Genomic DNA, 12680 nt, shown 5'->3' on the forward strand with positions numbered 1-12680 from the left:
CGGGACGCGGGTGACGCGACGCCCGGCGGGCTACCGGCCGGAACGCTCACCGGGGGCGGCGGCCCCCGCTGTGGTGCGCTCCATGGCGGCCATGAACCGCCGGTGCTCGGCGAGCGAGGCAGGGTCCCCCGTGGCTCTCGGGGCCCGCTGAGCCCAGCCCGCCCAGAGGGCCGCGGCCAGGACGGCGACTACCGGAATGATCAACCAGGCGAGCGCACCCATGTCAGTACTCCCAGCTCGTCGTGTCTATGAGCAGATTAACCACTCCGGCGGACAACGCGGCCGGCGCCGTCCGGGTTACGGGACGGCCGATCGGCTCACTTCCAGGGAGTATTCGGGGCGCCGCCGCGAACCCGTTCGAGTGAGGCCCCGGCGCGCCTGACCCGACAGACGCGCGGGACATGCGGGCGGTTCCGCGGCGCAAGCCGCTTCGTGGCAGGTGCGAGCGGCTCCACGGCGAGTGCGGCTCCACGGCGGGTGCGGCTCCACGGCGGGTGCGGCTTCACGGCGGGTGCGACGCCGCGGTGCGGGCGGTCGGCGTCAGCAGCTGCCGGCGCCGACCCACTCCTCCTCGCCGTCGGCGAAGACCTGGTGCTTCCAGATCGGCACCTCGTGCTTGAGGTCGTCGATCAGCCGGCGGGCGGCCGCGAAGGCCTCGCCGCGGTGGGCGCAGGAGACGGCGACGATCACGGCCTTGTCGGTGATCTCCAGCCGGCCGACCCGGTGGACCGCGGCGAGCGCCCGGACCGGGAAGTCGGCGACGACCTTCTCGGCGATCCGGCGCATCTCCTGCTCGGCGTTGGGGTGGCAGCTGTACTCCAGCGCGGCGACCGACTTGCCGCCGTCGTGGTCACGGACCGTCCCGACGAAGACGGTGGTGCCGCCGGCCGCGTCGTCGCCGACCGCCTCGTACACCTCGTCCAGCGAGAGCGGGGTGTCGCGGATGGCGAGCAGGCGGATGGGGTCGTGGTTCTCGGACATGACCCCATGATTCCTCATCCGGACCGGTCGGAGGCAAGTGTCTTCCGCATCACGATGTGGAAATTTCGCATCGTGAGAAAACCGCGCCGATCCGTCGATCGGCACGCCTCAGAAGCGGCGCGCCTCGGACCCGGCACCGCCTCGGACCGGGCACCGCCTCGGACCGGGCACCGCCTCAGAACCGGCGCCGCTTGCGGGCCCGGCGCACCAGCGCCGCCGTACCGACCAGCGCCACCGTCGCCCCGGCCGCCCCCAGGCTGGTCGCGGCCTCCTTGCCGCCCAACCGGCGCCCCGCCACCGCGTGCTTGCCGGACACCTGGGCCAGCAGCTCGGCCAGCACCTGCTCGTTGGTGTGCGCCGGGCGCCACCCCGCCTCGTGCAGCCGGCTGCCGGACACCACCCACGGGTACATCGTGTACGCCAGGTCCCCGGCCGGCGCCGGGGTCAGGCCCAGCCGGTGCAGCCGCGCGGCCGTCCCGAGCGCCAGCGCGGCCGGCAGCTCCATCCGCCGGATCCCCGACAGCCGCTCCACGTCCTCCTGCTCCAGCCAGCCGTCGCAGCCGACCGTCACCTCGCCCTCGACCAGGCCCAGCGCCGCGTACTCCAGCGCCGCCGCCAGGTCGTCCGCGTGGCAGAACTGCCAGCACGGGCGGGAGCCGGCCACCACCAGCAGCCGGGGCGCCTCGAAGTGCCGGGTCAGCACGGTGTCCACACCGGGGCCCACCACCACGGCCGGGCGCAGCACCGTCACCTGCAGCCCGGGGTGGGCGCGCGGCGCGCGGCGGGCCAGCCGCTCGATCTCCAGCAGGTCCCCGACCAGCGAGGCCTCCTCGGTCGCCCGCAGCTCGGAGTCCTCGGCCAGCGGCACCTCGTTGTCGGCCAGCGCGCCGTAGACCATCGCCGAGGTGCACAGCACCACCCGCTGCACCCCGGCGGCCGCGGCCGCGGTCAGCACCGTCTGGGCGCCGCGCACGTTGTAGGCGCTGCGGGCCCGCGGGTCGGACTCCATGCCGAAGTCCATCGCGAGGTGCACCACCACGTCGACCCCGACCAGCCGCTCGGCCACCGCCGGGTCCCGTACGTCCAGCACCCGCCACTGCACGCCCGGGACCTCGCCGCGCCGGTCGTCGACCGCCAGGACCTTCTTCACGTGCGGGGAGGCCACCAGTCGCGCCGCGACCCGCTCCCCCAGCACACCCGCGGCGCCCGTCACCGCCACGGTCAGCGGCCGTCCGCCGTAGGCTGGAGGCGGCGACGCCGTGGTGTCCGACGCCTCCTCTCCTCCGGTCAGCCCAGAGCGAACGTCCGAGGGCGGGGAACTCACCGGCCATCCTCCACGGTTAGCTTATGTGCGTACGGACGTGTGTCACGTACGTCCATCCTGCCCGAGGCGAAGGCCCGGCGGTGCACCCGGCGCGGACCTGCCGCGCGGGAGCCGCCCCCGAGTCCCCCACTCCGCCACCGCCCCGGGCGCAGACTTTTCCGCCACACCCGCATGACGGCCGACCGGATCGAGGACCCCGTGAGCGACCTTCCCTTCGGATTCGGCGTTCCGCCCGAGGAGCCCGAGGACGGCAAGGCCAAGCCCGACGACGCGCAGAAGAAGGACCAGGACCAGTCCGCCTCCGGCCCGCAGCAGTTCGGCTTCGGGGGCGGCAACCCCTTCGGCGCGATGTTCGGGATGCCCGGTGCCCCGGGCGGCCCCGGCGGCGCCGACAACCCCTTCGCCGCGATGTTCGGCGGCATGAACCCCGGCGACCTCGGCGCCGCGTTCCAGCAGCTCGGGCAGATGCTCTCGTTCGAGGGCGGCCCGGTGAACTGGGACCTCGCCAAGAACATCGCCCGCCAGAGCGTCGTCGCCGAGCCCGCCGAGGGCAAGAGCAAGGACCGCTCGGTCAGCGCCGCCGAGCGCTCCGCCGTCGCCGAGGCCGTCCGCCTGGCCGACCTGTGGCTCGACGGCGCCACCGAGTTCCCCTCCGGCGCCGGCACCGCCGTCGCCTGGAGCCGCGCCGAGTGGATCGAGGCCACTCTCCCGGTCTGGAAGGACCTGGTCGACCCGGTCGCCGAGCGCGTCGGCAACGCCATGGGCGGCATCCTGCCCGAGGAGATGCAGGCCATGGCCGGCCCGCTGATGGGCATGATGCGCTCCATGGGCGGCGCCATGTTCGGCACCCAGATCGGCCAGGCCCTCGGCGCGCTCGCCGCCGAGGTGGTCGGCTCCGCCGACGTCGGCCTGCCGCTCGCCCCGGCCGGCCAGGCCGCGCTGCTGCCGCAGAACGTCGCCGAGTTCGGCGAGGGCCTGAGCGTGCCCGCCGACGAGGTCCGCCTCTACCTCGCCCTGCGCGAGGCCGCCCACCAGCGACTCTTCGCCCATGTGCCGTGGCTGCGCGCCCACCTGCTGGGCGCCGTCGAGGCCTACGCGCGCGGCATCAAGGTCGACACCTCCCGCATGGAGGAGCTCGTCGGCCAGCTCGACCCGAGCAACCCCGAGGCGCTCCAGGACGCGCTCGCCGGCGGCCTGCTCCAGCCCGAGGACACCCCCGAGCAGAAGGCCGCGCTCGCCCGCCTGGAGACCGCGCTCGCGCTGGTCGAGGGCTGGGTCGACGCCGTCGTGCACGCCGCCGCCGAACCGCACCTGCCGCAGGCCGGCGCGCTGCGCGAGACCGTCCGCCGGCGCCGCGCGGCCGGCGGGCCCGCCGAGCAGACCTTCGCCACCCTGGTCGGCCTGGAGCTGCGCCCGCGCCGCCTGCGGGACGCCTCCCGGCTGTGGGCGCTGCTCGCCGACGCCCGCGGCGTCGAGGGCCGCGACGCGCTCTGGGAGCACCCGGACATGCTGCCCACCGCCGCCGACCTCGACGACCCGGACGCCTTCGTGCACCGGGGCACCGCGGACGGCCTGGAGGGCGGGCTCGACTTCGACGCGATCGACAGGCTGCTCGGCGAGGCCGCGGCCGGCAAGCCCGACCTCACCAAGGGCCCCGACCTCGGCAAGGACGACGACCTCTCCGAGGACGACGGCAAGCCGAAGACCGACGGCACCGACACCGACGGGAAGGGCGAGCCCACCGCATGACGGACCCCGGAACGTCCGCGTCCCCCTTGCACGCGGACGCCGTCCGCACGCTGTCCGCGTGGCGCCCCGCCGAGGAGGACCAGGAGCGGCTGCGGCTCGACTACCTGGCGCACCTGGCCGCGCAGCCCGAGGGCATGTACCGGTCCTGCCTGCCCGCGCACATCACCGCGAGCGCGGCCGTCGTCGACCCGGCCGCCGGGCGGGTGCTGCTCACCCTGCACCCCAAGGTCGGCATGTGGCTGCAGATGGGCGGGCACTGCGAGCCCGCCGACCGCGACCTCGCCTCGGCCGCGCTGCGCGAGGCCGTCGAGGAGTCCGGCATCCCCGACCTGGTCCTGCTGGAGGCGGACGGCGCCCCGGTCCCGGCCAAGCTGGACCGGCACGTGGTCCGCTGCACCGGCAAGGACCGGCCGGAGAACACCCACCTCGACGTCCAGTTCATCGCGGTGGCCCCGGCCGGCGCGCAGGCGCTGATCAGCGAGGAGTCGCTGGACCTGCGCTGGTTCGACTACGACGGGCTGCCGGAGCTCACCGACCACTCGGTGCGCGATCTGGTGGCCCGGGCGCGGCAGCTGACCGGCTGAGGTGCGACAGCGGAAGGGGGCGCGGGCCGATACGGCCCGCGCCCCCTTCTTGTCGTCCTCCGGTCGGCTTCCGCCGCCCCCCGGGGCGCGTCAGCCGCAGGAGGTGGCCGGGTCGGACCCCTGGTCGGCGTGCCGGGCACCGGGGATGTGCGGCAGCCGGGCCGCCGAGACCACGCCCTCCAGGTAGCCGCGGGCCCGCTCGGTCCGGGGGTAGGCCTCCAGCAGGGCCCAGAACGCCGGACCGTGGTCCGGCACCAGCAGGTGCGCCAGCTCGTGCAGCAGCACGTAGTCCAGCACGTACTCCGGCATGCCCTGGAGACGGTGGGAGAGGCGGATCGTGCCCTCGCTCGGGGTGCAGGAGCCCCAGCGCGAGTTCTGGTTGGTGACCCAGCGGACCTGGCGGGGATGGGCGCGGGCCTCCAGGTAGGCGGCCGACAGCTCACGGGCCCGGGTCATCAGGGCCTCGTCCCCGGGGATCCGCCGGGACTCCTGGGCGGCGAGCTTCTCCAGCATCTGCGCGACCCAGCGCTGCTCCTCGGCGTGCGACATCCGGGCCGGGATCAGCACCACGGTGCGGTCGCCCTCGCGGTAGGCGGAGACCGTACGACTGCGGCGGGCGCTGCGCCGCACCTCGACCCGGCTGCGGTCGAGCGCCTCCGGGGAGACCGCCCCGACGGGCGGATGCGGCGGCGCCGACCTCGGCTGCTGCTCCGGGTGCAGCTGGTCCGGGTGCAGCTGGTCCGGGCGGCCGCGCGTGTTCGGCGTCGCGATCTGCGACCCGGACGCTGCACGGGCACGCCGACGCGACGCCGGTGGATGGGAGTCCCGCTCGGCTGCCATGGCACACGACGTTACCCGGTGGCACGGACAGAAGTCCGCTGCCATGGCCGGAATCTTTCATGGAGTGATCGGGAACGAAATGTCGACGGCGGGTGTCCGGAAACCGACGCCGGGGAGGATGGCCGGTTATCCACAGGGCGTGCGAACCGCTGGTCCGATCATGTGCACGGACCTGTGGAAAACCTTCGACGCCCCGTCGGCCCGATGGGGCATGCTGCGGTCAGCCGTCCGGAAACGATCGGGAGGAAGATCGCCGTGCGCCTCGCACTGAAGCCCGCCCTGTCCCGCAGTTGGCGGGACTCCGAGACCCTGCAGTTCGGCACCGTCACCCGCCACGCGGGGGTGCTCGGCAATGCCGACCCGACCCTGTGCGAGTTCCTCGGGCTGCTCGACGGCACGCGCGACCGGCCCGAACTCCTGGCGGCCGGCGAGCGGATCGGCCTCGGCCGCGAGCCGACCGACACCCTGCTGACCGAGCTGGCGGAGACCGGGCTGCTGGACGACGCGGAGGCCGCCGACCGGACACTGGCCCGCTTCCCCCAGCCGCACCGGGAGCTGCTCGGGCCCGACCTCGCCTCGCTCTCCCTGGTCCACTCCGGCCCGGGCGCCGCACCGGCGATCCTGGCCCGACGGGCCGACGCGCGGATCGAGGTACGCGGCGCGGGCCGGGTCGGTGCCGCCGTGGCGGCGGTGCTCGCCGCCGGCGGCACGGGCACGGTCACCGTCGTGGACGGCGGCCGGGTCACGCCGGGCGACTGCTCCCCGGCGGGGCTGCCGCCCGGGGACGTCGGGCGGCTGCGCTCGACGGCGGCCCGGGAGGCGGTGCAGCGCGCCGCGGGCCGTCCGCCGGCTCCGGCACCGCGCCGCGGGCCCGGCGACCCGCCACCGGACTTCGTGGTCCTCGCGCCCCGGGACGGCAGCGCCGCCTTCGCGGGCGGGACGTACGAGGCCCGGCTGCTGCTCCGGGCCGGGGTGCCGCACCTGTACGTGGGCGTGGTCGAGGAGTTCGGCGTCGTCGGGCCGCTGGTGATCCCCGGGATGTCGGCGTGCGGGCACTGCCTGGTGCTGCGCAGGGAGGACGAGGACGCGGCCTGGCCTCGGGTCCTGGCCCAGCTGGCCCACGAGGGCCCGGGCCGCGCCCGTACGCCGGCCTGCGACACGGCCCTGGCCACGGCGGTCGCCGGACTGGCCGCGCTGCAGGTGCAGGTGTACCTGGACGGTGGCCGGCCGCCGAGTGTGGACGGGTGGTGCGAGGTGTCGGCGGGTGACGGGATGGCCCGGCGGCTGCGGCTGCGGGGGCACCCGGACTGCGGGTGCCTGTGGCAACCGCTGCCACCGGGCTGAGGGGCCGCCGGGCTGAGGGGTCGAGGGGCCGAGTCACAGCGCCGAAGAACGCCGAAGAGCGCCGGAGGCCGGCACCCCGCAGGGTGCCGGCCTTCCCGGTGCACGCGCCGACCGGACTCCGTCCGACCGGGACTCAGGCGGCGACCACCGCCTCCTCGGTGTTCTCCTCGGCCCCGGCCTCCGCCTTCCGGTCCCGCATCACCAGCGTGGCCACCAGCGCCGCCGCCAGCACACCGATCGCGCTGACCGTGAAGGTGGTCGTCATCGCCCCGGTGAAGGCCTCCCGGGCGGTCCGGACGAGCCCGGAGTCCCCGTTGGCGATCGCCAGCGCCCCGGCGATGGAGTGCTTCGCCTGCTCCGGCGTCCCGGCCGGCATCCCGTTCGCGAAGCCGCTCGACAGCAGCGAGCCCAGGATCGCGATGCCGAGCGCGGTGCCCGCCTGCTGGATGGTGTCGTTCAGCGCCGAGCCGACGCCGGCCTGCTCCGCCGGGATCGTCCCCATCAGCGCGCCCACCGCGGCCGGCATCGCCAGGCCCGCCCCGAGGCCGAGCAGACCGAGCGCCACCGACGGGACGGCGAAGCCGGTGTCGGCCGAGACGGTGGTCAGCAGCGCGAACGAGGAGGCCATGACGAGCATCCCGGCGAGGATCAGCAGCCGGTTGCCGAACTTCGCCGCGAACTTGGCGCCGAACCCGTTGCCGAGCAGTGCCGCGACGGCCAGCGGCAGGAACGCGAGGCCCGCCTTGACCGGCGAGTACCCGAGCACGAACTGGAGGTACTGGGTGAGCACCAGCAGCAGCCCGCCGTTGCCGATCTGGACCAGGGTCAGCGACAGCGAACCCCCGCTGAAGTTGCGGGCCTTGAAGAGCGCCAGCGGCACCATCGGCGCGGCGGTGACGTTCTCCCACACCACGAACCCGACGAGCGCGGCCACCGCGACGACCAGGGTGACCAGCGCCCGGCCTGCGAACGCGCCGTGCTGCGGGATCTCGATGATCCACCAGATCAGGGCGGTCATGCCGACGGCCGACAGCACCGCGCCCAGCGGGTCGGGCTTCTGCCACGGCCCCTTGGACTCCGGCATCAGCAGCAGGCCCGCCAGGATCGCCAGCGCCACCACCGGGACGTTGATGAAGAAGATCGAGTGCCACGAGAAGTGGGCGATCAGCACGCCGCCGAGCACCGGGCTGCCGACCAGCCCCAGCATCGAGACCGAACCCCAGGCGGCCATCGCCTTGTTGCGCTCGTCCCCGTCGAAGACGGTGATGAGGATCGACAGCGTCGAGGGCATGATCAGCGCGCCGCCGACGCCCATCGCGATCCGGGCGACGATGACCTCGGCAGGGCTGGCGCAGAAGGTCGCGGCGAGCGAGGCCGCTCCGAAGAGCAGCAATCCGATGATCATGACCTTCCGGCGGCCGAAGCGGTCGCCGAGGCTGCCGGAGGTGAGCAGCAGGCCGGCGAAGACCAGGACGTAGGAGTCGAGGATCCACTGGGTGTCCTGGGCACTCGCGCCGAGGTCGGTGGTCATCGAGGGGACCGCGACGGTCAGGGCCATGCTGTCGATCACCAGCACGAGCGAGCTCAGGCAGAGCACGATCAGGATCCACCAGCGGTGCGGGTTGCGGCCCCCGGCCTCGGTCACGTTGTCGGCTGACATTAGCTTCCCCTCCCCAATCGCGCACACCGTTCCTTCGGTGCGCACTGCGTTCCGTCGATGCGAACACTGTACGCATGGCGGAACAGTGTGCGCAACCACTGACTCCTGTACGCTCGATGCGAACGGTGTACGCAGCACGTAGGAGGAGGAGCAGCCCATGGCCGCCCGAACGAACCCGATCCCGTCCGTGTGGGCCCGCCAACAGCGCGAGCCCGACCAGCCCGCCCTCAGCCGGGCCTCGATCGTGCGCGAGGCGATCACCATGCTGGACGCCGACGGCACCGAGGCCCTGAGCATGCGCAAGCTCGCCACCCGCCTCAACGCGGGCGCCACCTCCCTCTACCGGCACGTCGCGACCAAGGACGAGCTGATGGAACTCGCGGTGGACGAGGTCTTCGGCGAGATGGCCCTGCCGCCCGCCGACAGCCCCGACTGGCGGGCCGCCGCCACCGAGGCCGCCGAGGCCTTCCGGACGACGGCCCTGCGCCACCCCTGGCTGTCCTCCGTGCTGGGCCAGGCCGGCCTCGCCTACCTCGGCCCCAACCTGGCGTCCTACGGCGAGCGGCTGACCGCCTTCTTCGCCGCCGTCGGTTTCCCCGAGCCGGTCCGGGCGATCGACACGCTCATCTCCTACGTCGTCGGGATGAGCACGACCGAGGCGGCCTGGCTCACCACCGTCGCCCGCTCCGGGGAGAGCGAGGCCGACTTCATCGCCCGCCTGATGCCCGCCGCCCAGCAGGCCAGCGCCGACTACGCCCATCTCGCCGACGCCTACGCGGCCGCCGCCGCGCTCACCGACCCGGCCGAGGTCCGCAACGCCAAGTTCGCCTACGGCCTGGAGGTCGTCCTGGACGGCCTCGCCCTGCGCCTGCCCCGCTGACCCCGGCCGCCCCTCGGCCTGCCCGGCCCACCCCGGCCGACCCCGGCCGACCGGACCAAGCCGCCCAACTCCCCGCAAAGGGACGGCGCTCCCCGCCCCACCTCGCGGAATTCCGGCGGGCGCGGCGCGGGGAGCGGGCACAATGGCGTAGTGATGGTCGGCCGTCCGGTGTCGGGGGGCCAGGGATTGGAGGCCAGGGGTGAGCGATCTTCCGCGCAAGGCAGTGACCCGCACGGCACGGCTCGCCGCCCTGCCGCTGGGGATAGCCGGTCGCGCCACGCTCGGCCTGGGCAGGCGGATCGGCGGCCGCTCCGCCGAGGTGGTCACCGCCGAGCTGCAACAGGCCACCGCCGACCAGCTGTTCAAGGTCCTCGGCGAGCTCAAGGGCGGGGCGATGAAGTTCGGGCAGGTGCTGTCCGTCTTCGAGGCCGCACTGCCGGAGGAGGTCGCCGGTCCGTACCGGGCGGCGCTCACCAAGCTGCAGGACGCCGCTCCCCCGATGCCCGCCGCCAAGGTGCACACCGCGCTCGCCCAGCGGCTCGGGGACGACTGGCGCGAGCTGTTCCGGGAGTTCGACGACCGGCCCGCGGCCGCGGCCTCGATCGGCCAGGTGCACCGGGCGGTCTGGCACGACGGCCGCCGGGTCGCGGTCAAGGTGCAGTACCCGGGCGCGGGCGACGCGCTGCTCGCGGACCTGTCGCAGCTGAGCCGGGTGGCCTGGCTGCTGGGCCCGCTGATCCCGGGGCTGGACATCAAGCCGCTGATCGCCGAACTGCGCGAGCGGGTCTCGGAGGAGCTGGACTACGAGCTGGAGTCGCAGGCCCAGCGCCGGCACGCCGAGGAGTTCGCCGGCGACCCGGACATCGTGGTGCCGGGCGTGGTGGCGCAGGCCGACCAGGTGCTGGTCACCGAGTGGATGGACGGCACCCCGCTGGCCGAGGTGATCGCGCGCGGCACCCAGGAGGAGCGCGACCGCGCCGGGCAGCTGCTGGCCCGGTTCCTGTTCGCCGGCCCGTCCCGGACCGGCCTGCTGCACGCGGACCCGCACCCGGGCAACTTCCGGCTGCTGAAGGACGACGGCCCGGTGTCCGGCTGGCGGCTGGGCGTGCTGGACTTCGGCACGGTGGACCGGCTGCCGGGCGGCCTGCCCGCGCCGATCGGGGCCTCGCTGCGGATGGCGCTGGACGGGGACGCGGCGGGCGTCCTGAAGATGCTGCGCGAGGAGGGCTTCGTGAAGCCCTCGATCCGGCTGGACGCGGACGCGGTGCTGGACTACCTGCTGCCGATCATCGAGCCGGCCGCGGTGGAGAACTTCCACTTCACCCGGGCGTGGATGCGTGCCCAGGCGGCCCGGATCGCCGATCCGCGCTCGCCCGCCTACAACCTGGGCAAGCAGCTCAACCTGCCGCCCGCCTACCTGCTGATCCACCGGGTGACGCTGAGCACCATCGGTGTGCTCTGCCAGCTGGGCGCCAAGGCGCCGTTCCGCGCGGAGATGCTGGAGTGGCTGCCCGAGTTCGCCGACCGGGCGGTCCGGCCGCGACGGCCGCAGCGACCGGAGAAGACGGAAAAGCCGGAAAAGCCGCTGGTTCCGGAGAAGCCGAAGGCCCGCAAGAGCACCGGCTCCCCCCGCGTCCCGAAGAGCTGACGGAACGCGCCGGCCCCGCCGCCGGCCCCAACGGCCGCAGGCCGCTCCCCACCTTCGGGGAGCGGCCTGCGGCACGACGGGGGTCAAGCGAAATGGCCCGAGGGCCCGCTGGCACTACATCAGCGCCACGGCGAGGGCCTTGCGGGCCCGCAGCGAGGCCCGCTCGGCCCGCTGCCTGAGCTTGTGGGCCCGGACGACCCGGCTGACGAGCCGTTGGTTCTCGGCCTCGTGGAGCCTGTCTTGCATATGGGCTCGGGCCAGGGATTCGTGGAGGAGTTGCATTTCGAGGATCCTGTTCTGGGTCTGACGTTCGGTGGCCTGCTCGGCGCGGGCGGTGGGATCGACGGCGGCGGGGTTCATGTCGTGGTCCTGCTCGGGGTGCGTGCTCGGGAACGGGGTACGGGCTGCGGCGTCGGCCTTGGCGGCGGCGATCCGCACGGATCGGCGGAGGGCGCTGTCCAGCGGGGGCTGCTCTCCCCGGCGGACGACCCTGGCCTGGTCGGCGGGGTTCACGCCATGACCTCGGTCTTGCGCGGGCGGCCACGCGGCCGCTTGCGGGCCACGACGACACCCTGGACGAACAGCTCGCCGCCCCAGACGCCCCACGGCTCACGCCGCTCGAGGGCGCCGGTCAGGCAGGAGTCCTTCACCGGGCAGGTACCACAGAGGGACTTCGCGTACTCGACGTCGGCGGGCGTCTCGGCGAAGAAGACCTCGGGGTCGAAGGCGCGGCACGGGATGGGGAGACCGAGCGCTTCGGCCTGCTCGATCGAGGTGATCTGCATGGAAAGAACCTCCGGGGGGTCGGCCTGGTCGGCCTTGGTGATCTGGCTTGTCGGCGGTACGGACGGGGTGGGCGGTGTGATGACCGTGGACACTGTGGCGTCTTCCTCGTCTTCTCAGTGGTTCCGGCCCAGTCGACTGGTGGTGCTGGGCCGGAGGCCCCGGAGGGCCTGGGTGGTCTTGCGTACCGGACAAAACAGAAGGGCCGCGGATCCCGGTGGTGACGGGTTCCGCGGCCCTGGAGGTGCCGACCTGAGGCTGACTCAGGTTCGTTCTCTCCAGGGTTCAGGCCCGCGGAAGGCCCGCATCCGGATGGCCTTGGCGCCGTTGAAGGCGGCCATGGCCTGGTTGATCTGCTGCTCGTTCTGCTTCTGGGGGTTTCCGGCACCGATGACCTGCGCATAGCCGCCATGCAGGGCGGCGGCTACGGCTGCCTTCGGTGCCTGGGTCGGTCGCTCATCGCGCGGGGAGCGCGACGTGCCGACCGGCGCCCAGTCACGGGACAGACCGGTCTCGACGACGGCGCCTTCGATGCTCCTGCTGCCCGTGAGGCACAGATCAGTGTGTCCGAGACCACTGACAGCGGAGATGACGGAGACACCGGTGGTGTCGAGACCCAGACCGGTTCCACCGAGCTCGGCGAGCGCCCGCAGACGGGCGGCACGCAGGGAGGCAGCGACAACGGTCTGGCCAGTCATTTTGGTGATCATGATGTTTCCCACTGTGCTCGCCTCCTCTCGGCGTCTCGCGGAGCCAGGTTTCCCCGGCTCCGAATGTTCGGATGTCTGTCTCGGTAAAGCAGTGAAGCAGTGAAGCTGTGGGTGCAGGGGAACCGGCACAGGTGTCACCCCGTGCGATCGCGTCCCCTTGACCGCCCCGGCAGGCTA

At 73.8% G+C, this 12680-nt stretch carries 13 protein-coding genes; 5 read left to right on the forward strand and 8 right to left on the reverse strand.

Going from position 1 to position 12680, the window contains the following annotated elements; genetic code table 11:
• Window positions 1-30 precede the first annotated feature (30 nt).
• The 3 genes from ACZ51D_RS05065 to ACZ51D_RS05075 all read right to left on the reverse strand — a co-directional run bounded on the left by ACZ51D_RS05065 (window position 31) and on the right by ACZ51D_RS05075 (window position 2305).
• A complete protein-coding gene (locus ACZ51D_RS05065; protein ID WP_465661241.1) occupies window positions 31-204 on the reverse strand; it encodes a hypothetical protein in 174 nt (57 codons plus the stop codon).
• Window positions 205-540: 336 nt separating this feature from the next.
• Window positions 541-981: a molybdenum cofactor biosynthesis protein MoaE gene (locus tag ACZ51D_RS05070; RefSeq protein ID WP_360505616.1), complete on the reverse strand. Its 441-nt coding sequence runs from the start codon at window positions 979-981 to the stop codon at window positions 541-543.
• 175 nt (window positions 982-1156) lie between these two features.
• The gene (locus tag ACZ51D_RS05075) at window positions 1157-2305 is read right to left on the reverse strand and encodes an NAD-dependent epimerase/dehydratase family protein (protein WP_396287760.1); all 1149 of its coding nucleotides are present in this window, start codon (window positions 2303-2305) and stop codon (window positions 1157-1159) included.
• Between the two features lie 198 nt (window positions 2306-2503).
• Here ACZ51D_RS05075 and ACZ51D_RS05080 point away from each other — a divergent pair, with 198 nt between their 5' ends.
• Both ACZ51D_RS05080 and ACZ51D_RS05085 read left to right on the forward strand, forming a co-directional pair.
• Complete coding sequence (locus ACZ51D_RS05080; RefSeq protein WP_465617508.1) at window positions 2504-4054, forward strand: zinc-dependent metalloprotease; 1551 nt, start codon at window positions 2504-2506, stop codon at window positions 4052-4054.
• On the forward strand, window positions 4051-4638 hold the full coding sequence (locus tag ACZ51D_RS05085) for an NUDIX hydrolase (protein ID WP_465617506.1): 588 nt from the start codon (window positions 4051-4053) through the stop codon (window positions 4636-4638). Before ACZ51D_RS05080 ends, ACZ51D_RS05085 begins: the two co-directional genes overlap by 4 nt.
• Before the next feature lie 90 nt (window positions 4639-4728).
• Here ACZ51D_RS05085 and ACZ51D_RS05090 read toward each other — a convergent pair whose 3' ends face one another.
• Window positions 4729-5478 (reverse strand): M48 metallopeptidase family protein, encoded by a 750-nt coding sequence (locus ACZ51D_RS05090; RefSeq protein ID WP_465617504.1) that lies wholly within the window; start codon window positions 5476-5478, stop codon window positions 4729-4731.
• 255 nt (window positions 5479-5733) lie between these two features.
• Between ACZ51D_RS05090 and ACZ51D_RS05095 the strand changes: the two genes are divergently transcribed.
• On the forward strand, window positions 5734-6822 hold the full coding sequence (locus ACZ51D_RS05095) for a TOMM precursor leader peptide-binding protein (RefSeq protein WP_465617502.1): 1089 nt from the start codon (window positions 5734-5736) through the stop codon (window positions 6820-6822).
• A gap of 133 nt (window positions 6823-6955) precedes the next feature.
• Here ACZ51D_RS05095 and ACZ51D_RS05100 read toward each other — a convergent pair whose 3' ends face one another.
• Window positions 6956-8482 carry an MFS transporter gene (locus tag ACZ51D_RS05100; RefSeq protein ID WP_465617501.1) on the reverse strand — a complete coding sequence of 509 codons (1527 nt, stop codon included), beginning with the start codon at window positions 8480-8482 and terminating at the stop codon, window positions 6956-6958.
• A 157-nt stretch (window positions 8483-8639) separates the two neighbouring features.
• On the opposite strand from ACZ51D_RS05100, the gene ACZ51D_RS05105 reads away from it, so the two are divergent.
• Both ACZ51D_RS05105 and ACZ51D_RS05110 read left to right on the forward strand, forming a co-directional pair.
• A complete protein-coding gene (locus ACZ51D_RS05105; protein ID WP_465617499.1) occupies window positions 8640-9362 on the forward strand; it encodes a TetR/AcrR family transcriptional regulator in 723 nt (240 codons plus the stop codon).
• Window positions 9363-9561: 199 nt separating this feature from the next.
• Window positions 9562-11010, forward strand: coding sequence for an ABC1 kinase family protein (locus tag ACZ51D_RS05110; protein WP_465617497.1), 1449 nt, complete (start codon window positions 9562-9564; stop codon window positions 11008-11010).
• 114 nt (window positions 11011-11124) lie between these two features.
• Here the strand turns inward: ACZ51D_RS05110 and ACZ51D_RS05115 are convergent, their stop codons facing one another.
• From ACZ51D_RS05115 to ACZ51D_RS05125, 3 genes are all read right to left on the reverse strand, one after another.
• The gene (locus tag ACZ51D_RS05115) at window positions 11125-11523 is read right to left on the reverse strand and encodes a hypothetical protein (protein ID WP_465617495.1); all 399 of its coding nucleotides are present in this window, start codon (window positions 11521-11523) and stop codon (window positions 11125-11127) included.
• Window positions 11520-11888: a WhiB family transcriptional regulator gene (locus ACZ51D_RS05120; protein WP_396287762.1), complete on the reverse strand. Its 369-nt coding sequence runs from the start codon at window positions 11886-11888 to the stop codon at window positions 11520-11522. The genes ACZ51D_RS05115 and ACZ51D_RS05120 overlap by 4 nt, the downstream gene beginning before the upstream one ends.
• Before the next feature lie 168 nt (window positions 11889-12056).
• Window positions 12057-12515 (reverse strand): hypothetical protein, encoded by a 459-nt coding sequence (locus tag ACZ51D_RS05125; protein WP_465661242.1) that lies wholly within the window; start codon window positions 12513-12515, stop codon window positions 12057-12059.
• Window positions 12516-12680: the final 165 nt, after the last annotated feature.

Source organism: Kitasatospora sp. NPDC033851 (assembly GCF_055576085.1).

Excerpts from the sequence above, each read along its gene's own strand:
- ACZ51D_RS05085 (WP_465617506.1), top strand. The coding sequence starts at position 4,051 with ATGACGGACCCCGGAACGTCCGCGTCCCCCTTGCACGCGGACGCCGTC.
- ACZ51D_RS05105 (WP_465617499.1), top strand. The coding sequence starts at position 8,640 with ATGGCCGCCCGAACGAACCCGATCCCGTCCGTGTGGGCCCGCCAACAG.
- ACZ51D_RS05100 (WP_465617501.1), bottom strand. The coding sequence starts at position 8,482 with ATGTCAGCCGACAACGTGACCGAGGCCGGGGGCCGCAACCCGCACCGC.
- ACZ51D_RS05090 (WP_465617504.1), bottom strand. The coding sequence starts at position 5,478 with ATGGCAGCCGAGCGGGACTCCCATCCACCGGCGTCGCGTCGGCGTGCC.
- ACZ51D_RS05070 (WP_360505616.1), bottom strand. The coding sequence starts at position 981 with ATGTCCGAGAACCACGACCCCATCCGCCTGCTCGCCATCCGCGACACC.